The organism is Curtobacterium sp. NPDC088465 (genome assembly GCF_044753165.1).
GTDB lineage: Bacteria > Actinomycetota > Actinomycetes > Actinomycetales > Microbacteriaceae > Curtobacterium.
The window spans coordinates 48,649-66,426 of sequence record NZ_JBIVMR010000005.1 but is presented as its reverse complement, the minus strand read 5'-3'; the positions used below and the strand labels follow the sequence as shown (position 1 = coordinate 66,426).

Below are 17,778 nucleotides of genomic sequence, written 5' to 3'. Positions count from 1 at the left end.
GCTCCGCCCATCGTCCCCGATCGACCCAGGAGCAGGAACCATGATCACCACGACACGCACCACCAAGACCGCGGCCCTCCGTCCGGCCGGGAAGACCTCGACGCCCCGCCGCACCATCGAGGAGAAGAAGGCGCAGGCCGCCGCACTCCACGAGTCGATCGCGACGCAGGTTGAGAGCTTGCGCGACGCGGAACGGTGGACGGCGTTCCTCGCGCGCGCGTCCGCGTTCCACGCCTACAGCCTGGGCAACGTGTTGTTGATCCTCGGTCAGCGCCCCGACGCGTCGCGCGTCGCCGGGTTCCGCAAGTGGCAGGGACTCGGCCGACGATGATCCCGCACACGATCGGTGCAGCTGACGGCAGGCCTGTCGGGGCGCTCACCATTCTTGCTGCGGCAGGTGAGCACGCGCACATCGCACCCTGATCGAGGACGGACATCGACCGGTCAGCGCCTGTCGTGATCCGGCAGCGGTTCAGTCCAGGACGAAAGCGGCGCGCCGCCGCCGGTCGATCGCATGGATGGTCAGAGCAATGACCGCGCCCAGCAGTGCTCCGACGGTGTTCATGAACCAGTCGTTGGTGTCGCATCGCCGGCCGAGGGCCGGTGCGAGGGCCTGCACGACCTCGATGGCGACGGAGAGGGCGACGGTGCCGGCGAGGACGGTGAGTGGCCGGCTCGTCGCCACGCTGAGGAAGAGCGCGAGCGGCAGCAGCAGCGCGATGTTGGCGAGGGTGTCGATGCCCTGGAACGGGACCGAGAACTGCACGGTGCAGGTGACGCCGCCAGAGCGGGCACCGTCGGGGAGCAGGGTGAGCACGAGGGCGGCGACGAACGACAGGCCGGAGAGGCCGAGCAGGACGCCGCGGAGCCGCAGACGGTGGAGCAGCCAGGCGACCCCCGTGGCGACGGCGAGGGCGACCCAGAACCCGATGGGGACGAGGGGTGCGTGTTCGGCGAGGAACGTGGAGATCATCGGGTGCCTTCGTGGTCCTGGTGGTGGTCGGTTTCGTGGCCGTGGTCGGCCTCGTGGTCGGCCTCGTGGTCGGCCTCGTGGTCGAGTCGGTCGAGCCAGATCCGCATGAGTGCGGTCTCCTCGGGGAGCAACGCGTCCGACCCGTCGTCGTCGAGCCGGGCGCGGAGCTGGCGACGAGCAGCCGCGTCGAGGTCGTCCTGGTCGCGGGCGGACGCCTCGATGAGGACGGCGTCGAGGACCGCGTCCCGGAGTGCGTCGTCGTCGGCAGTGTCCGGAGCCGTCGTGGTCATCTGGTGGAGTGCGAGTCCGACGTTGGCGGCGAGCAGCATGGTCGCTGCGACGGGGACGTCGACGCGGAGCAGGCCCGCGGCCGCGCACCGGGTCAGCGTCCGTTCGAGCAGCGCGGTCAGGCCGTCCCGCGCGGAACTGCTCGCCCACGGCCGTGGGGCGAACATCAGCCGGTAGAGGGCGGCGTGTTCCCGAGCGAACGCGAGGTGGTCGTCCCATCCGTGGCGCAGGTCCGCTGCCGGGTCGTCGGACACCTCGAGCTCGGCCTTCCGAGCGGTGTACCGCTGCAGGCCCGTCTCGGCGAGGGCGTCGAGGAGCCCGCGCTTGTCGCCGAAGATCCGGTAGAGCACGGGCTGGGTCACGCCGGCCGCTTCGCAGACCGCTCGGGTGGCGACGTCCCCGTCGGGGGCAGTGACCAGCTGGTCCTCCGCTGCGCGGAGCAGGGCGCTGCGGAGCGCTTCGTCAGATCGGGCCATGCAGTGATCGTAGCGCAAGTTGTATCGATGATCGTAACCGTGCTACGTTCTGCCGTAGCGCCGAAATGCTCTGCGCGTATCACTGAAAGGACAGACGATGAGCACCACTCCTCGCCGCGTCGCCCTGGTCACCGGCGGCTCTCGCGGCATCGGCCGCGCCGTCTCGATCCGGCTCGCCGCGGACGGCTTCACGGTCGTCGTCAACCACGCCAGCGGGACGGCCGCCGCCGAGGACACCGTCGCCGAGATCGAGCGGACGGGCGGCCGTGGCGTCGCCGTGCAGGCCGACGTCGCGGACGAGCACGCCGTGGCCGCGATGTTCGACCGGGTCGAGGCCGAACACGGCGGCGTCGACGTCGTCGTGCACTCCGCCGGCCGCCTTGCGCTGTCGACGATCGCCGACCAGGACCTCGACGTCCTCGACGCACTGCACCGGACGAACATCCGCGGCACCTTCGTCGTCGCGCAGCAGGCTGCCCGTCGTCTCCGGGCCGGCGGGGCGTTCGTCGGCATGTCGACGTCGGTCGTGGGGACGCAGTTCCCGACCTACGGCGCCTACGTCGCGAGCAAGAGCGCGGTCGAGGGCATGACGATGATCCTCGCGAAGGAGCTCCGCGGCCGGGACGTCACGGCGAACGTGGTGGCCCCGGGGCCGACGGCGACCGAGCTGTTCCTCGACGGCAAGACGCAGGACCAGATCGACACCCTGGCGAAGGTCCCGCCCCTCGAACGGCTCGGCATGCCGGAGGACATCGCCGGTGTCGTCGCGTTCCTCGCCGGGCCCGACGGGCACTGGGTCAACGGCCAGACCATCCGCGCCAACGGCGGGATGGTCTGATGCCGACGCCGCGGGTCGTCCTCGTCACGGGCGCGTCGAGCGGCTTCGGCCGGCTGACGGCGGAGTCGCTCGCGCGGGCGGGGCACGTCGTCGTCGCCGGGATGCGTGCGGTCGACGGCCGGAACGCGCCCGCCCGTGCCGCGCTCGACGACCTCGCCGTGCGCGAGGGCCTGCAGCTCGGCGCGGTCGAGCTCGACGTGCAGTCGGAGCAGTCCGTCGACGAGGCGGTCAGCACCGTGATGCGTGCGCACGGGCGCATCGACGTGCTGGTGCAGAACGCCGGCCACATGGCCTACGGTCCGGCCGAGGCGTTCACGCCGGAACAGTTCGCCGCCCTGTACGACGTCAACGTCGTCGGCGCCCAGCGCGTCGCACGTGCCGTCCTGCCACACCTGCGGGCGCGCCGGTCCGGACTCGTCGTCTGGGTCGGCAGCTCGGCCACCCGCGGCGGCCACCCGCCGTTCCTGGCGCCGTACTTCGCGGCGAAGGCCGGCATGGACGCCCTGGCCGAGAGCTACGCGGCGGAACTGATCCGCTTCGGCATCGACACCACGATCGTGGTCCCGGGCGCCTTCACCTCGGGCACGAACCACTTCACGAACGCCGCCGTCCCGACGGACACCGCCCGCGTCGACGAACACGACACGGAGTACGGGGCGCTCCGGCGCGACCTGACCGACCGCCTCGCCGCGATCGTGCCGGCCGACGCCGACGTGCAGGACGTCGCCGACGAGATCGTGCGCGTGGTCGGCCTGGCCGACGGCGCCCGCCCGTTCCGGACCCACGTCGACCCCTCCCGTGACGGCAGCGAGGTCGTCTCGGCGGTCGCCGACCGCATCCGATCCGAGTTCTACCACCGCGTCGGCATCGAGGACCTCCTGTCCCCGAACGCCGCGCTCTGACCCCCGGAACGTCCGGGACACCCCACCGAGAGGAACACCATGCCCTTCGCCAACATCAAGGTCCCCGCTGACACCCTGACCCCGGAGTCGAAGAAGAAGCTGCAGGACGCCGTCACCGACGCCATCGTCGACGTCTACGGCGAGCGAGCCCGACCCACGACGCTCGTCATCCTCGACGAGGTCGCCGACGGCGGCTGGATGCTCGGCGGCACCATCCTCAACGAGGCGATGCTCGGCCGCGTCTGACCATCTCCGGGCGCGGCGGGGACCGACAGCACGGCCCCGCCGCGCCCCGCACCGGGAGTCGATCCGCGCTCCCTCGTCCTGCACATGCTCGCGTCCACCGACGACGGTGTGGCGCCCTCCCCGAAGGAACCCCGTGCACCTCACGTCTCGAGCACGCCGCACCATCGCCCTCGCCGTCGTCCCGACGGCTGTCCTGGCCTCCGGCCTCGTCATCGCCCAGGCGTCCTACGCCGCCTTCTCGGCCACGACGAGCAACGCCCCGAACACCTGGTCTGCCGGGTCCGTCTCGCTCAGTGACGACGATTCCGACACCGCGCTCTTCACGGCCTCCGGGCTGCAGCCCGGTGACACGCGGACATCGTGCATCGTCGTCACGTCGACCGGCTCACTCCCCTCGACGGTGAAGCTGTACGGCACGGACCCGGCGACCACCAACGCACTGTCGAGCTCCTTGCACGTCACCGTCACCGAGGGCACCGGCGGGTCCTTCGGCAAGTGCAGCGGCTTCACCCCGCTCTCGCCCGCCGCGGTCTGGTCGGGCTCCCTCGCCGACCTCGGATCGACCGCCACGAGGTTCTCGAACGGCATCGGCACCTGGCGCACCGCCGGCGGTTCCTCCGAGTCGCGCACGTACCAGGTGACGGTCGCGCTCGACGCCGCGACGCCGAACTCTGCCCAGAACGGGACCGCGCGCATCGGTCTCACCTGGGAAGCGCAGAGTTCCTGAGCCCGGCCGTGGCCGACGTCACCCTGCGTCCGGACGGACGACGCGAACAGCCCTCGGCTGTCGCGGTGACACGATCCGGGCACGCCTCCGCCTCGACCTGGGTGGTGTTCGCTGCGGCACTGCTCGGCCGCACGGTCCTCGTGGTCACCGTGAGCCTCCTGCTCTGGGCAGCGCTGCCTGCGTCATGGGCGTGGACCCCCACGACGGTGGTGTCGGGATCCATGGCGCCGAAGATCCTCCCAGGTGACGTGGTCGTCGCGATGCCGGTCCACGATCGGGAGGTGACGATCGGGCAGGTGCTGCTGGTCGAGGACCCCGACCACCCGGAAGCGCTGCTGCTGCACCGACTCGTCGCGCGGACGCCGTCGGGTTCCCTGCAACTCCGCGGTGACGCGAACCCCACGCCCGATGCCCGGACGGTGGAGCCGGCGGACGTCCGCGGGGTCGGTGTGCTCCGGGTCCCGCTGGTCGGTCTCCCTGCACTGTGGGTCCGCGAGCACGACGTCGGCAGGCTCGCCGCGGCGACGCTCGGACTCGGGGGCGCCCTCGTGCTCTCGTCCCGCCTGGGCAGCCCAGGCGGACCCGAGGTGACCCGTGCGGTCGGGCACGGTCGGCGACGACGGCGGTCCGTCCGCGCGGAACGTGCCCGGAGCGTGGTCTTCGTCGGTGCACTCGCCGCCGTCCTCGCCGTGGTGATCGTGGTGGACGATGCCGCTCGCGCAGCGTTCACGGCCACCGCGGCGAACACGGGTACCCGGCTCGCCACCGCGACGTTCCCGTGTCTGCAGCGAGCGCCGTTCGCACACACGTACCTGACCTACCGGTTCGACGACGCCCCCGGCACCTCCGCGGCCGACGGATCCGGGAACGGTCGCCACGGCACCCTCACCTCGGGAGTCTCGCTCGCCCCGGGCACCTGCCGAGCCGGGGACAGTCCGTCCCTGCTGACGGGCGGGGTGCGGGGGCAGGTGATCACGGACGCGGCGGTCGATGCACCGCAGATCTTCGCGATCGAAACGTGGTTCCGGACCACGACGACGACCGGCGGGATGCTCCTCGGCTTCGGCAACCTCCGCTCGGACCAGTCCACCAAGTACGACCGACAGCTCTACCTCTCCGACGAGGGCGCCGTGCACTTCGGCGCCTACAACGGCACCAACATCGCGATCAGCTCCGCAGCCGGCCTGAACGACGGCGTCTGGCACCTCGCCACCGCGACCATGGACGCGTCGGGCATGCGGCTGTACGTCGACGGCGAACAGGTCGCCGCGAGCTCGAACGCCAGAGCAGAGGTCAGCACCGGGTGGTGGCGGATCGGCTTCGACAACCTCAACGGCTGGCCCGGCAACCACACGACATTCCACTTCAAGGGCAACCTCGACAACGTCGCCGTATATGAAGACACGCTGCCGGCGGCCGCGGTGCAGGAACACTTTGCCGTCGGCAGATGACCGGCAGGACGCCGAAGCAGTAGGCACGCAGGCCCTGGTCACTCGGGAACGGGGCCCGCCCGCCGAGCCGGGAGTCAAGCGCATGTTCAAACCGAGTCGTCGGCAGATCAGTCCGGTGCGATTTCTCTGGACCCCAGCCGAACGGACGCGCGTACCACTGGCATCTCCGTTGGTGAAGAAGTCTTGGTAGGTCGGACCGATCCTGTCTGTAGCGCCGGCGGCGTCGACTGGCCGTCCGCTCGGGTGCGGGTGCAGCGACGATCGCCGTTGCACAACGGCGTTGATGTCGTCGGGTGACGGGTCCGACTTTCGCCCACTCGGGGCTGCCGCGTGTGGCGTCGTGAACGCGGGTTCGGCCAGCAGACCTCGCTTCAACGAAGTTCGCTGACCGGAAGGAGCTCTTGTCAGGGGACGCGGAGGCGCGGCCCGATACGGCACGTCAACATACGTTGACAGGTGACGAAACGGCGGTTGGCTCGACTCGTGGAGCACAACGCCGGCCCCGACGGCACACGCCGCACGGAGGGTGTCCGCACAGGGCGGCTCTGCCCTGTGCCCACTCCGCGTTGCAGGTCACACCGCGTAGGCCGACCAACCGGAGATTGCGGTGCGGCATCTCTGTCTCTGGGACGCCCTCCTGAGCTCATCAACTTCGGCGCTCCTGGGAACCCTGCCCCGCGCTCGTAGGTGACGCGGTCGGCAAGGCGCCACACCGCGGGTTCTCTGTGTTCGACCGTCAACCCTGGCGAGCAGTCTCGACGGTCAGGCGTCGCGGATGTGCAGCTGCTCGCCCTGTGCGCTGAAGAGGGTCAGGACCTCGACCGGGTTCGTCGTGCCGCTGGCCATGCCGTGCGGCGCTGCCGTGTCGAACTCGGCCACCTCTCCAGCATCGAGCACCGTGAGTGTCGAGCCGATCTGCAGGTGCAGCGTCCCAGTGAGAACGAACACCCACTCGTAGCCGACATGGGTCTTCTGGCAGATCCGCGCGTCCGGCTCACGACCCGGCAGGATCACCTTGAAGGCCTGAACCCCGATCGGCCTCGTGGTGAGGGGAAGGTAGATCATCCCGTGGCGACGGACCGGTTTGGGGTGCACACGTGGATCACCGGATGCGGGCGCGCCGACGAGCTCGTCGAGAGGAACCTGGAAGACGCGGGCGATCTTCAGCAGCACGTCGAGGCTTGGAGCGCGGACCCCTGATTCGAGCCTGGACAGGATGCTGATCGAGACTCCCGTGATCTCGCTCACGTCGGCGAGCCGGAGGCCCCGTCTCGTCCGCTGCTCCCTCAGCCGCGCGCCGAGCCCGTCCATCACCGCATCGAGGTCGTCGTGTCCCATACCGTACAGCCTCTCCCGCCTTTGCGATTCTCGCAAATCAGTTTGAGGTTCTGGTCACCGTGTTGCAGGGTCATCACGTGAGCAGATTCGAGTGGGATGTCGTGGTACTCGGTGGCGGTAGTGCTGGCCTCAGCGCAGCGCTGATGCTCGGACGTGCGCGCCGCAAGGTGCTTGTGCTCGATGCGGGGGCACCCCGGAACAGGTTCGCCGCCCACATGCACGGTGTCCTCGGTCATGACGGGAAACCTCCGCTGGAGCTCCTCGCGGTAGGTCGGGCCGAAGTCGAAGCCCACGGCGGTGCCATCTGGGACACTCCGGCTGTGACGACCCGTCACGAGGGCGACGGGTTCGCGGTGGAGACCGATGACTCCCGGACCGTGCTGGCGCGGGCGCTCCTTGTGGCGACGGGTGCCAGCGATGAACTGCCTGACGTCGATGGCCTCGCCGAGCGTTGGGGCAGCGGTGTCGCGGCGTGCCCGTACTGCGACGGGTACGAAGTGCGCGACCGACGGATCGGGATCCTGGCTACCGGCCCCGGCAGCATCTTCCAAGCGCAACTGTTGCGACAGTGGTCCGACCAGATCATCTACCTCGCACACGACACGGATGCGCCGACCGGTGAGGACCAGGCGGCGTTCGACGCCCGCGGCATCCAGATCGAGGATGGGCGAGTCACGCGTGTGCTGTCCCGAGGTGACCAGCTGTCCGGCGTGGAGTTCGACGATGGACGGACCATCGAGCTCGACGCGATCTTCACCGCACCGCGTCTGATCCCACAGGACGCGGCACTGCGACAGCTGGAGGTCGAGCGCACTGAACACCCCTGGGGGTCCTTCGCCACCGTCGACCCCAGCGGGAGGACGAGCGTCCACGGGGTGTGGGCGGCCGGGAACGTGGTCAACGCGATGGCCAACGTCCCTGTCTCCATCGGCACCGCGGCCCTCGCCGCAGGCGCGGTGAACCACGCTCTCGTCCTCGACGACGTCCGCCTCGCACTCCGCGGCAGCGCGAAGGCGGAGACGCGATGAGCGAGGACACCACGCCGAGCGAGCGGTTCTGGGAATCCCACTACCAGGGCATGGACCCGTCTTGGGCAACCCGGCCGAACGCAGTCCTCGCTGCAGTCCTGGATGACCTGGCTCCTGTCCCGGCTCGTGCTCTGGACCTCGGATGCGGACACGGTGGGGATGCGCTCTGGCTCGCCTCCAACGGCTGGCACGTCACTGCGGTAGACGTCTCCGCGACCGCCATTGCACGCGTCACCGACGCAGCGCAGCGCAGTGAGTTGGGCCCGCGCCTGAGTGCCTTCCGGAAGGATCTTGCTCGAGACATCCCCGCCGGCCCGTTCGACCTGGTGTACGCCTGTTACTTCCACACGCCAGTGGACATCGACCGGAACGCGATCATCGGTCGCACATCCGAAGTCCTGTCCCCGGGCGGGTACCTCGTCGTCATCGACCACGCGTCATCGGCACCATGGTCCTGGGGTGCCCACGACCAGGAGTTCCCCACCGCGAACGAGGCGGTGACCCGGCTGGGCCTCGGTGAAGACCTGCGCATCGTGCGGCAGGAGACCGCGTGGCGTGAGGCGTCCGGCCCTGACGGGCAGCGCGCCGACGTCGCTGACAACGTCATCATCGCCCAGCGTCCTTGACCGACCAACCGAAGCCGGTTCGTGCTTCGTGCTTGCCCCACCCTCCCCGTCACCTCGGGCCTCCTTGGCCTGCCCGAAAGTAGTGGACCACCACGTGTCAGATTCACCCGTCACCGCCCCGCCGCCGTCCGCACCGGAGAACCCACGGAAGTGGTTCGCCCTCGTCGCGATCACACTGGCCAGCCTCATGGTCGTGCTCGACGCCTTCATCATCAACATCGTCTTGCCGGAGGCGCAGCAGGAACTCGGGATCTCGGACGCTGACCGCGTCTGGGCCGTGACCGCCTACGCCATCACCTTCGGCGGGCTCCTGATGCTCGGCGGTCGGATCGCGGACATCGTCGGGCGCAAGAAGACCCTGGTCATCTCGCTCATCGGCTTCGCGATCGTGTCCGCCATCGGTGGTCTCTCTTCAACGCCAGAGATGCTGTTCGCCGCTCGCGCCGCCCAGGGTGTGTTCGCCGCAGCCCTCGCACCCGCAGCCTTGTCCTTGCTGAACGTCACGTTCACCAACCCGCGTGAGCGAGCACGGGCGTTTGCCGCGTACGGGGCCGTTCAGGGGGCTGGCGGTGCAGTCGGTCTGCTCCTCGGCGGGGTCCTGACCGAATTCGTCAACTGGCGCTGGACGCTGTTCATCAACGTGCCGATCTCCCTCGTCGCCGTGATCACGGCGATGTGGGCCGTTCGGGAGAGCCACGCCGGGAGCTCGCGCCGCCTGGACGTTCTCGGCGCGGTGCTCGTCACCGCCGGATCCGCTCTCCTCGTCGTCGGGTTCACCTACGCCGCCGAACCCGGCGCGGGCTGGACCAGCGCCGTCACGATCGCCTCGCTCATCGGCGCCGTCGTGCTTCTCGCAGCCTTCGTGTTCGTGCAGGCGAAGGTGAAGAACCCGATGCTCCCACTACGGATCCTGACGAACCGCACCCGCGCCAGCGCGCTCTCTGCCGGCTTCCTTGCCAACGCGGCGGTGTTCGGTATGTTCCTGTTCCTCACCTACTACCTGCAGCTCTCCCTCGGCTTCACACCGCTGCAGACCGGCTTTGCGTTCCTCCCCTTCAGCATCGGCATCGTCGCGAGTGCCACGCTGTCCTCATCCCTCTTGCCCCGCATCGGAGCCAAGCCCCTCATCGTCGGCGGCCTCATCCTCGCTACCGCAGGCATGGCGTGGCTGACCACGATCGGCCCGTCATCCTGGATCACCGTTGTGCTGCCCTCCCAGATCCTGATGGGCCTCGGACTCGGTGTGACGTACGTTGCGATCAACAACGCCGCGCTGAACGGCGTCACGGACGCTGACTCCGGAGTCGCCAGCGCCACGATCAACACGACGCAGCAGCTGGGCGGAGCTCTCGGCGTCGCGCTGCTGAACACCGTCTACGCCACTGCTCTCCTCACAGAGGGTTCGGGAACACCGACAGGTGCGACGACGCTTGCCGCCTACCAGACCGCTTTCCTGGTGTCCGCCGCGCTCTTCCTCGCCGCGACGATCGCCGGTCTCCTGACCCGGAATTCCGGCAAGCGAGCGCAGAGCGAAGACCCCACATCGGAAGAAGCCCACGCCAGTACTCCCGCTGCAACGCACTAGGGCGTGTCTGCTGAAGATCAGGTAGAGCGCTGGCGCGCTGTAGTGGTGACATGATTCCAGCTGCTCTCCGATGCTCAGTGGTCTTCGATCCAGTCGTTCATGCCGAGTCCGACAGGCAAACGTGGCCGTCCGGTTGCGGACGCTCGAGCCGCCTGATCACGGATGCGGCCGCTCCCGCGGCGGCCTGTCCACGAAGGTCCACCAGCTCGTCGACGGCCACGGGCTGCCCCTGGTCACCCTGATCACGCCCGGACAAGCCGGCGACTCACCGATGCTGCTGCCGCTGCTGGCAGCGCTCGAAGTGGCCCGTCCGGTGGGCAGGCCGCGGACCCGACCGGACCGGCTCCGCGGTGACAAGGCGTACTCATCCAAAGCGATCCGGCAACACCTGCGCGACCGCGGTATCGAGTCCGTGATCCCCGAGCCTCGCGACCAGCAAGGACACCGGAAACGGCGTGGTTCCCGCGGCGGGAGACCCGTGACCTACGACCGCATCGACTACAGGAACCGGAACGTCGTCGAGCGTGGCTTCTGTCGCCTCAAGCAATGGCGAGCCCTGGCGACGAGGTACGACGACCTCGCGATCGTCTACCGCTCAGCCGTCGTGCTCAACGCCGTCATCGCCTGGACCCACCATTCAGGAGACACGCTCTAGATCCCCGGCGACGGCGACGGCGACCGCGACCGCGTCAGGACACCGAGTCCGGGTGCGACCCGGTCCGCTGTCCGTTCTCGAGGCCGGCGATCGCGGTCAGGTCCTCGTCGGTCAGCTCGAACCCGTCGACGTCGAGGTTCGCCCGGATGCGCGACGGCGTCACCGACTTCGGCAGCACGACGACCCCCTGCTGCACGTTCCACCGCACGAGCACCTGCGCGACGCTCACCCCGTGCGACTCCGCGATGCGCGTGAGCACCGGGTCGTCGACGAGCCGTCCACGTCCGAGCGGCGACCACGCCTCGGTCCGGATGCCGTGCTCCTCGTGGAACGCGATCAGCTCGCGCTGCGGCAGCCACGGGTGGCGCTCGACCTGGTTGACGGCCGGCACCTCGCCCGTCTCGTCGACCACCCGCTGCAGGTGCGGCACCTGGAAGTTCGAGACGCCCACGCTCCGCGCCCGACCCTGCTCGCGCAGCTCGACGAGCGTCCGCCACGTCTCGACGTACCGGCCGTTCGCCGCCGCCGGCCAGTGGATGAGGTACAGGTCGACGACGTCGAGTCCGAGCCGCTCGAGGCTCGCGTCGAACGCCCGCAGGGTCGCGTCGCGCCCCTGGTGGTCGTTCCACACCTTGGTGGTCACGAAGACGTCGTCGCGGTCCAGCCGGGAGGCACGGATCGCCTTCCCGACGCCGGCTTCGTTGCCGTACATCTCGGCCGTGTCGACGTGGCGGTACCCGGCGTCGAGCGCCAGGCCGACGGCGGTCTCCGCCTCGGCGTCGTCGACCTTGTAGACGCCGAACCCGATCGCGGGGATCGACCGGCCGTCGCGGAGGGGGAAGGAGGTGACCATGCACCCATCCTGCCCATCGGGGCGGGGGTGCGTCGTGCCTCCCGGCCGTCAGCTCGGCAGCGTGACCGGCTCGGTGTCGGGGAGGGGACTCGCGTCGCGGCCGCGCAGGTCGGGCAACCACCGCTTCGTCACGAGCGGCAGGACGACCCCCGCCGCCGCCATGACCGCTCCGACGGTCATGCCGCCGGTCGGGCCGTTCGCGTCGATGAGGAAGCCCGCGACGGCAGACCCGCCGGCGGCGCCGATGAGCTGGCCGGTGCCCATCCAGCCGTAGGCCTCGGCCGTGTCGGAGAACTTGACCGTCGCGGACACCGAGCCGAACATGACCGCGAGTGCCGGGGCGATGCCGGCGCCGGCGATGACGAGGGCCAGGCAGAGCCACCAGAAGTCGGTGCCGCCGACCGCGAGCGCGAGCCCGACGAAGACGATCGACATGCGCGCCCAGAGCGTGTTCTTCGAGATCGGTCGGTGTCCGAGCGCGAGGCCGCCGGCGAGCGACCCGACCGCGAACACCGCGAGGACGATGCCGGCGTTCGGACTGCCCTCTCCGAAGACGCTGGTGACGCTCGCCTCGACCGCCGAGCACGCGCCGATGAGCAGCAGGCCGGTCAGCGTCGCGACGATCACCGACGGCCGCTTCAGCACGACACCGAACGCGCGCTTCGACCGGGGGATGCGGACGCGACCGAGCTCGGGGGAGGCGATGAACCACACGCCGCCCACGACCAGGAACACCATGGCGACGACGATCGCCTGCACCGTGCCGACCTGCGTCGCGACGAACGTGGTGATGACCGGGCCGGCGACCCAGATGAGCTCCTGCGCACTGGCGTCGAGCGAGAACAGGGGGGTGAGCTGCGACGAGGTCACCATCTTCGGGTAGATGGTGCGCACCGCGGGCTGCACGGGCGGGACCGCCAGACCGCCGAGGAACCCGACGACGACGTACCCCCAGAGCGGCATCGTGACGAACGCGATCACGACCATGCTCGCCAGGGCGACGGCGCTCGTCAGGACCAGCACCGGCCGCATGCCCCAGCTGCCCATCCAGCGGCTGGTGAGCGGGCCGGCGATCGCCTGGCCGATGCTCGTCGTCGCGAGGACGAGCCCCGCGGCGCCGTAGGAGTGGAACACGTGCTCGACGTGCAGCAGGTAGGCGAGCGACAGCATGCCGAACGGGAAGCGTGCGGTGAGCTGTGCTGCGATGACGCGACCGACTCCGGGGGTCTTCAGCAGGGGTCCGTAGGCGCTCACGGGACGAGCGTACCGACCGGACGGAACGTGCCGTCACCCGTCCGGGGGTGCTGTGGACAGACCGGGTGCCCACGGTGCTCGGCACGGGCTGCCGCGACACGCCGACGCGTCGATTCCACACCTGTGGATCGAGGCTCTCCACGAGTGTGGGGAAGTGTCGGTGGTCGGCCGCAGAATGGCGGAACCGCGGGCCTCCCCGAGCTGTGCACACTGTGGAAGGGCTTGTGGAGAACTACACGGCTGTAACACTTCCTCTAGTGGTCGGTGCGGCAGTCAGCCACTAGATGTAGTGTGGAGACATCGCAGCGGCCCCTTCCCGGACACGTCTGCGCAGCTACCTGCACCACCTGCACACGTGGCATCAGCACCACCTCCACAGCAAGCACGACACCAGCAAGAACCAGGGGAGATCATGGCCGTCACCGTCTACACCAAGCCGTCCTGCGTCCAGTGCACCGCGACGTACCGCGCGCTCGACAACAAGGGCATCCAGTACGAGGTGCTCGACGTCTCCGCCGACGAAGCAGCGCTCGAGCACGTCAAGAGCCTCGGCTACATGCAGGCCCCCGTCGTCGTGACCGACGACGACCACTGGTCGGGCTTCCGTCCCGACAAGATCGCGACGCTCAGCGCCGAACTCGCGTGAGCCGTGCGGGTCCCGTCACCGGGGCCCGCAGCTCCGCCGGCCCGGAGGCGCGCAGCACCTCCGACGGGCCACCCCTGATCTGCTGTCCGCACCTCTCACAAGGAGCGCGCACATGAGTCGCCTCGTCTACTTCTCGAGCGTGTCCGGCTACACGGCCCGCTTCGTCGAGAAGCTCGGCCGTGACGCGGACCGCATCCCGCTCCTCCCGAGCGACCCGTTCCTCCACGCGGACGAGCCGTACGTGCTCGTGCTGCCCACCTACGGTGGCGGCAACGGCCAGGGCGCGGTCCCCAAGCAGGTCATCAAGTTCCTCAACGACGAACGCAACCGCTCGCTCATCCGCGGTGTGATCGTCGGAGGGAACACGAACTTCGGCGAGGCCTACGGGCTCGCCGGGGACGTCATCGCCGAGAAGTGCGGCGTCCCGCTCTTGTACCGCTTCGAACTCTTCGGAACGCCTGACGACGTGCAGGCGGTCAACTCAGGATTGGATGCATTTTGGACGCAGCAGTTGCAGACGTCGATCTGACGTCGCCGCAGACGGGGATGGACTACCACTCCCTCAACGCGATGCTCAACCTCTACGACGCGGACGGGAACATCCAGTTCGACAAGGATCGTGAGGCCGCCAAGCAGTTCTTCCTGCAGCACGTCAACCAGAACACCGTCTTCTTCCACAACCTGAAGGAGCGGCTCGACTACCTGGTCGAGAACGAGTACTACGAAGCCGCGACGATCGAGCAGTACTCGCTCGACTTCATCCAGCAGCTCAACGACCTGGCGTACTCGAAGAAGTTCCGGTTCCAGACGTTCCTCGGTGCGTTCAAGTACTACACGAGCTACACGCTCAAGACGTTCGACGGCAAGCGCTACCTCGAGCGCTTCGAGGACCGCGTCGTGATGACCGCCCTCGGCCTGGCGCAGGGCAACGAGCAGCTCGCGATCGACCTCGTCGAGGAGATCATCGCCGGCCGATTCCAGCCCGCGACCCCGACGTTCCTCAACACCGCGAAGGCCCAGCGCGGCGAGCTCGTCTCCTGCTTCCTCCTCCGCATCGAGGACAACATGGAGTCGATCTCGCGCGGGATCAACTCGTCGCTGCAGCTCTCGAAGCGCGGCGGTGGCGTGGCCCTGCTCCTCTCCAACATCCGCGAGGCCGGCGCCCCGATCAAGCAGATCGAGAACCAGTCGTCGGGCATCATCCCCGTGATGAAGCTGCTGGAAGACTCCTTCTCGTACGCGAACCAGCTCGGCGCGCGTCAGGGTGCCGGTGCCGTCTACCTGTCGGCGCACCACCCCGACATCATGAAGTTCCTCGACACCAAGCGCGAGAACGCGGACGAGAAGATCCGCATCAAGACGCTCTCGCTCGGTGTCGTCGTGCCGGACATCACGTTCGAGCTCGCGAAGAACAACGAGGACATGTACCTGTTCTCGCCGTACGACGTCGAGAAGGTCTACGGGATGCCGTTCGGCGACGTCCCGATCTCCGAGAACTACCGCGCGATGGTCGACGACTCGCGCATCAAGAAGACGAAGATCAAGGCGCGTGACTTCTTCACGACCATCGCCGAGATCCAGTTCGAGTCGGGCTACCCGTACATCGTGTTCGAGGACACGGTGAACAAGGCCAACCCGATCAAGGGTCGGATCAACATGTCCAACCTGTGCTCGGAGATCCTGCAGGTCAACACCCCGACGACCTTCAACGAGGACCTGTCCTACAAGGAGATCGGCAAGGACATCTCCTGCAACCTCGGCTCGCTGAACATCGCGCTGACGATGGACTCGCCGGACTTCGGCAAGACCATCGAGACTGCTATCCGCGGCCTGACCTCGGTCTCGCAGATGTCGCACATCTCGTCGGTCCGCTCCGTCGAGGACGGCAACGACAAGTCGCACGCCATCGGCCTCGGCCAGATGAACCTGCACGGCTACCTCGCTCGTGAGCGCGTCTTCTACGGCTCCGAAGAGGGCATCGACTTCACGAACATCTACTTCTACACGGTGCTGTTCCACGCCCTGCGCGCCTCGAACAACATCGCGATCGAGACGGGGGAGACGTTCGACGGCTTCCGCGACTCGAAGTACGCGTCGGGTGAGTTCTTCGACAAGTACACCGACCAGGCCTGGACGCCGGCGACCCAGCGCGTCGCCTCGTTGTTCGACGACGCAAACATCACGATCCCGACGCAGGACGACTGGAAGGCGCTGAAGGCGTCCATCCAGGAGCACGGCATCTACAACCAGAACCTGCAGGCCGTCCCGCCGACCGGGTCGATCTCGTACATCAACCACTCGACGTCGTCGATCCACCCGATCGCGTCGAAGATCGAGATCCGCAAGGAAGGCAAGCTCGGCCGCGTCTACTACCCGGCGCCGTTCATGACGAACGACAACCTGGACTACTACCAGGACGCGTACGAGATCGGCGCCGAGAAGATCATCGACACCTACGCGGCTGCCACCCAGCACGTCGACCAGGGCCTGTCGCTGACGCTGTTCTTCAAGGACACCGCCACCACGCGCGACATCAACAAGGCCCAGATCTACGCATGGCGCAAGGGCATCAAGACGATCTACTACATCCGTCTGCGCCAGCTCGCCCTCGAGGGCACCGAGGTCGAGGGCTGCGTCAGCTGCATGCTGTAGAGCTGCTGCTCTCTTCCTGGAGGCGCGGGGCGGGCCCCGCCCCGCGCCTCCAGTCCGTCCGATCGTCCTGTCCACCACCACCCGGAAGAAAGCCATGACCCTCACCGACCCGGTCCACGCCACGGGCAAGTCCATCCCGCTGATCAGCGCGGTCAGTGCCATCAACTGGAACCGCATCCAGGACGACAAGGACGTCGAGGTCTGGAACCGGCTGGTCAACAACTTCTGGCTGCCCGAGAAGGTGCCGCTGTCGAACGACGTGCAGTCGTGGAACACACTCACGCCGGAGGAGCAGCAGCTCACCATGCGGGTCTTCACCGGCCTGACGCTGCTCGACACGATCCAGGGCACCGTCGGCGCGATCAGCCTGATCCCCGACGCGATCACCCCGCACGAAGAGGCCGTCTACACGAACATCGCGTTCATGGAGTCGGTGCACGCGAAGAGCTACTCGTCGATCTTCTCGACGCTCGCCTCGACGCCGGAGATCGACGACGCCTTCCGCTGGTCCACGGAGAACCCGAACCTGCAGAAGAAGGCCCAGATCGTCCTCGACTACTACACGGGTGACGACCCCCTGAAGCGCAAGGTCGCCTCGACGCTGCTCGAGTCGTTCCTGTTCTACTCCGGCTTCTACCTGCCGATGTACTGGTCCAGCCGGGCGAAGCTCACCAACACCGCCGACCTGATCCGCCTGATCATCCGCGACGAGGCCGTCCACGGGTACTACATCGGGTACAAGTTCCAGAAGGGCCTCGAGGGCGCCTCCGAGGAGCGCAAGCAGGAGATCAAGGACTACACGTTCAACCTGCTCTTCGAGCTCTACGAGAACGAGGTGCAGTACACGCAGGACCTCTACGACGGTGTCGGGCTGACCGAGGACGTCAAGAAGTTCCTGCACTACAACGCCAACAAGGCGCTGATGAACCTGGGCTACGAGCCGATGTTCCCCAAGGAGACGACGGACGTGAACCCGGCGATCCTGTCGGCGCTGTCGCCCAACGCGGACGAGAACCACGACTTCTTCTCGGGGTCCGGCTCGTCGTACGTCATCGGCAAGGCCGTCGTGACGGAGGACGAGGACTGGGACTTCTGATCCCGGTCTGACTCATGAGGACGCCCCGCTGGCTTCGGCCGGCGGGGCGTTCGTGTTCTTCCCGAGCCGCGAACGTGTCCGGATGGCGCCCCCTCACGGAGAACCTTTTCGGACGGGTCATGTGAGACGGGCGGTCTCGGAGCG

20 protein-coding genes are annotated in these 17,778 nt (G+C 68.2%); 14 read left to right on the top strand and 6 right to left on the bottom strand.

Going from position 1 to position 17,778, the window contains the following annotated elements:
* The first annotated feature begins 40 nt into the window (after positions 1-40).
* The gene (locus ACIP6W_RS15390; RefSeq protein ID WP_209685924.1) at positions 41-331 is read left to right on the top strand and encodes an ArdC-like ssDNA-binding domain-containing protein; all 291 of its coding nucleotides are present in this window, start codon (positions 41-43) and stop codon (positions 329-331) included.
* Between the two features lie 141 nt (positions 332-472).
* On the opposite strand, the gene ACIP6W_RS15385 is transcribed toward ACIP6W_RS15390, so the two are convergent.
* The gene (locus tag ACIP6W_RS15385; RefSeq protein WP_209685922.1) at positions 473-973 is read right to left on the bottom strand and encodes a VanZ family protein; all 501 of its coding nucleotides are present in this window, start codon (positions 971-973) and stop codon (positions 473-475) included.
* The gene (locus ACIP6W_RS15380; RefSeq protein ID WP_081985077.1) at positions 970-1,737 is read right to left on the bottom strand and encodes a TetR/AcrR family transcriptional regulator; all 768 of its coding nucleotides are present in this window, start codon (positions 1,735-1,737) and stop codon (positions 970-972) included. Before ACIP6W_RS15380 ends, ACIP6W_RS15385 begins: the two co-directional genes overlap by 4 nt.
* A gap of 97 nt (positions 1,738-1,834) precedes the next feature.
* On the opposite strand from ACIP6W_RS15380, the gene ACIP6W_RS15375 reads away from it, so the two are divergent.
* The 5 genes from ACIP6W_RS15375 (at position 1,835) to ACIP6W_RS15355 (ending at position 5,901) form a co-directional block, all read left to right on the top strand.
* Entirely contained in the window at positions 1,835-2,575 is a 741-nt protein-coding gene (locus tag ACIP6W_RS15375) for an SDR family oxidoreductase (protein WP_066656331.1), read from the top strand.
* Complete coding sequence (locus ACIP6W_RS15370) at positions 2,575-3,477, top strand: SDR family oxidoreductase (RefSeq protein ID WP_400430326.1); 903 nt, start codon at positions 2,575-2,577, stop codon at positions 3,475-3,477. The genes ACIP6W_RS15375 and ACIP6W_RS15370 overlap by 1 nt, the downstream gene beginning before the upstream one ends.
* Positions 3,478-3,516: 39 nt before the next feature.
* The gene (locus ACIP6W_RS15365; protein ID WP_066656327.1) at positions 3,517-3,723 is read left to right on the top strand and encodes a tautomerase family protein; all 207 of its coding nucleotides are present in this window, start codon (positions 3,517-3,519) and stop codon (positions 3,721-3,723) included.
* Positions 3,724-3,856: 133 nt separating this feature from the next.
* Entirely contained in the window at positions 3,857-4,450 is a 594-nt protein-coding gene (locus ACIP6W_RS15360) for a hypothetical protein (protein WP_066656325.1), read from the top strand.
* Positions 4,451-4,515: 65 nt separating this feature from the next.
* Positions 4,516-5,901 (top strand): LamG-like jellyroll fold domain-containing protein, encoded by a 1,386-nt coding sequence (locus ACIP6W_RS15355; protein WP_400430324.1) that lies wholly within the window; start codon positions 4,516-4,518, stop codon positions 5,899-5,901.
* Between the two features lie 762 nt (positions 5,902-6,663).
* Here the strand turns inward: ACIP6W_RS15355 and ACIP6W_RS15350 are convergent.
* Positions 6,664-7,239: a helix-turn-helix domain-containing protein gene (locus ACIP6W_RS15350; protein WP_066656309.1), complete on the bottom strand. Its 576-nt coding sequence runs from the start codon at positions 7,237-7,239 to the stop codon at positions 6,664-6,666.
* Positions 7,212-7,475, bottom strand: a complete 264-nt coding sequence (locus ACIP6W_RS15345; RefSeq protein ID WP_271826366.1) for a hypothetical protein — start codon at positions 7,473-7,475, stop codon at positions 7,212-7,214. Before ACIP6W_RS15345 ends, ACIP6W_RS15350 begins: the two co-directional genes overlap by 28 nt.
* Between ACIP6W_RS15345 and ACIP6W_RS15340 the strand changes: the two genes are divergently transcribed.
* The 4 genes from ACIP6W_RS15340 (at position 7,383) to ACIP6W_RS15325 (ending at position 11,133) form a co-directional block, all read left to right on the top strand.
* Positions 7,383-8,267, top strand: coding sequence for an NAD(P)/FAD-dependent oxidoreductase (locus ACIP6W_RS15340; protein WP_400430351.1), 885 nt, complete (start codon positions 7,383-7,385; stop codon positions 8,265-8,267). The genes ACIP6W_RS15345 and ACIP6W_RS15340 overlap by 93 nt on opposite strands.
* A complete protein-coding gene (locus ACIP6W_RS15335) occupies positions 8,264-8,893 on the top strand; it encodes a class I SAM-dependent methyltransferase (protein WP_400430322.1) in 630 nt (209 codons plus the stop codon). The genes ACIP6W_RS15340 and ACIP6W_RS15335 overlap by 4 nt, the downstream gene beginning before the upstream one ends.
* Positions 8,784-10,478 carry an MFS transporter gene (locus ACIP6W_RS15330; protein ID WP_400430320.1) on the top strand — a complete coding sequence of 565 codons (1,695 nt, stop codon included), beginning with the start codon at positions 8,784-8,786 and terminating at the stop codon, positions 10,476-10,478. The genes ACIP6W_RS15335 and ACIP6W_RS15330 overlap by 110 nt, the downstream gene beginning before the upstream one ends.
* A gap of 70 nt (positions 10,479-10,548) precedes the next feature.
* Positions 10,549-11,133, top strand: a complete 585-nt coding sequence (locus ACIP6W_RS15325; protein ID WP_400430318.1) for an IS5 family transposase — start codon at positions 10,549-10,551, stop codon at positions 11,131-11,133.
* 34 nt (positions 11,134-11,167) lie between these two features.
* Here ACIP6W_RS15325 and ACIP6W_RS15320 read toward each other — a convergent pair whose 3' ends face one another.
* Both ACIP6W_RS15320 and ACIP6W_RS15315 read right to left on the bottom strand, forming a co-directional pair.
* Entirely contained in the window at positions 11,168-11,986 is an 819-nt protein-coding gene (locus ACIP6W_RS15320; protein ID WP_400430316.1) for an aldo/keto reductase, read from the bottom strand.
* A gap of 48 nt (positions 11,987-12,034) precedes the next feature.
* Positions 12,035-13,240, bottom strand: a complete 1,206-nt coding sequence (locus ACIP6W_RS15315) for an MFS transporter (RefSeq protein WP_066656297.1) — start codon at positions 13,238-13,240, stop codon at positions 12,035-12,037.
* Positions 13,241-13,652: 412 nt separating this feature from the next.
* Between ACIP6W_RS15315 and nrdH the strand changes: the two genes are divergently transcribed.
* The 4 genes from nrdH to nrdF all read left to right on the top strand — a co-directional run bounded on the left by nrdH (position 13,653) and on the right by nrdF (position 17,634).
* Positions 13,653-13,886 (top strand): glutaredoxin-like protein NrdH, encoded by a 234-nt coding sequence (gene nrdH, locus ACIP6W_RS15310; protein ID WP_058727719.1) that lies wholly within the window; start codon positions 13,653-13,655, stop codon positions 13,884-13,886.
* A 112-nt stretch (positions 13,887-13,998) separates the two neighbouring features.
* Entirely contained in the window at positions 13,999-14,415 is a 417-nt protein-coding gene (gene nrdI, locus ACIP6W_RS15305; RefSeq protein ID WP_066656296.1) for a class Ib ribonucleoside-diphosphate reductase assembly flavoprotein NrdI, read from the top strand.
* Positions 14,416-14,432: 17 nt separating this feature from the next.
* Positions 14,433-16,538, top strand: coding sequence for a class 1b ribonucleoside-diphosphate reductase subunit alpha (gene nrdE, locus ACIP6W_RS15300; RefSeq protein ID WP_209685910.1), 2,106 nt, complete (start codon positions 14,433-14,435; stop codon positions 16,536-16,538).
* Between the two features lie 94 nt (positions 16,539-16,632).
* Complete coding sequence (gene nrdF, locus ACIP6W_RS15295; protein WP_058725585.1) at positions 16,633-17,634, top strand: class 1b ribonucleoside-diphosphate reductase subunit beta; 1,002 nt, start codon at positions 16,633-16,635, stop codon at positions 17,632-17,634.
* The last annotated feature ends 144 nt before the right edge of the window (positions 17,635-17,778 follow it).

Excerpts from the sequence above, each read along its gene's own strand:
- ACIP6W_RS15320 (WP_400430316.1), bottom strand. The coding sequence starts at position 11,986 with ATGGTCACCTCCTTCCCCCTCCGCGACGGCCGGTCGATCCCCGCGATC.
- nrdH (WP_058727719.1), top strand. The coding sequence starts at position 13,653 with ATGGCCGTCACCGTCTACACCAAGCCGTCCTGCGTCCAGTGCACCGCG.
- ACIP6W_RS15385 (WP_209685922.1), bottom strand. The coding sequence starts at position 973 with ATGATCTCCACGTTCCTCGCCGAACACGCACCCCTCGTCCCCATCGGG.
- ACIP6W_RS15390 (WP_209685924.1), top strand. The coding sequence starts at position 41 with ATGATCACCACGACACGCACCACCAAGACCGCGGCCCTCCGTCCGGCC.
- ACIP6W_RS15375 (WP_066656331.1), top strand. The coding sequence starts at position 1,835 with ATGAGCACCACTCCTCGCCGCGTCGCCCTGGTCACCGGCGGCTCTCGC.
- ACIP6W_RS15340 (WP_400430351.1), top strand. The coding sequence starts at position 7,383 with ATGCTCGGACGTGCGCGCCGCAAGGTGCTTGTGCTCGATGCGGGGGCA.
- ACIP6W_RS15380 (WP_081985077.1), bottom strand. The coding sequence starts at position 1,737 with ATGGCCCGATCTGACGAAGCGCTCCGCAGCGCCCTGCTCCGCGCAGCG.
- ACIP6W_RS15345 (WP_271826366.1), bottom strand. The coding sequence starts at position 7,475 with ATGACCGAGGACACCGTGCATGTGGGCGGCGAACCTGTTCCGGGGTGC.
- ACIP6W_RS15335 (WP_400430322.1), top strand. The coding sequence starts at position 8,264 with ATGAGCGAGGACACCACGCCGAGCGAGCGGTTCTGGGAATCCCACTAC.
- ACIP6W_RS15350 (WP_066656309.1), bottom strand. The coding sequence starts at position 7,239 with ATGGGACACGACGACCTCGATGCGGTGATGGACGGGCTCGGCGCGCGG.
- nrdF (WP_058725585.1), top strand. The coding sequence starts at position 16,633 with ATGACCCTCACCGACCCGGTCCACGCCACGGGCAAGTCCATCCCGCTG.
- ACIP6W_RS15370 (WP_400430326.1), top strand. The coding sequence starts at position 2,575 with ATGCCGACGCCGCGGGTCGTCCTCGTCACGGGCGCGTCGAGCGGCTTC.
- ACIP6W_RS15325 (WP_400430318.1), top strand. The coding sequence starts at position 10,549 with ATGCTCAGTGGTCTTCGATCCAGTCGTTCATGCCGAGTCCGACAGGCA.
- ACIP6W_RS15365 (WP_066656327.1), top strand. The coding sequence starts at position 3,517 with ATGCCCTTCGCCAACATCAAGGTCCCCGCTGACACCCTGACCCCGGAG.
- nrdE (WP_209685910.1), top strand. The coding sequence starts at position 14,433 with ATGGACTACCACTCCCTCAACGCGATGCTCAACCTCTACGACGCGGAC.
- nrdI (WP_066656296.1), top strand. The coding sequence starts at position 13,999 with ATGAGTCGCCTCGTCTACTTCTCGAGCGTGTCCGGCTACACGGCCCGC.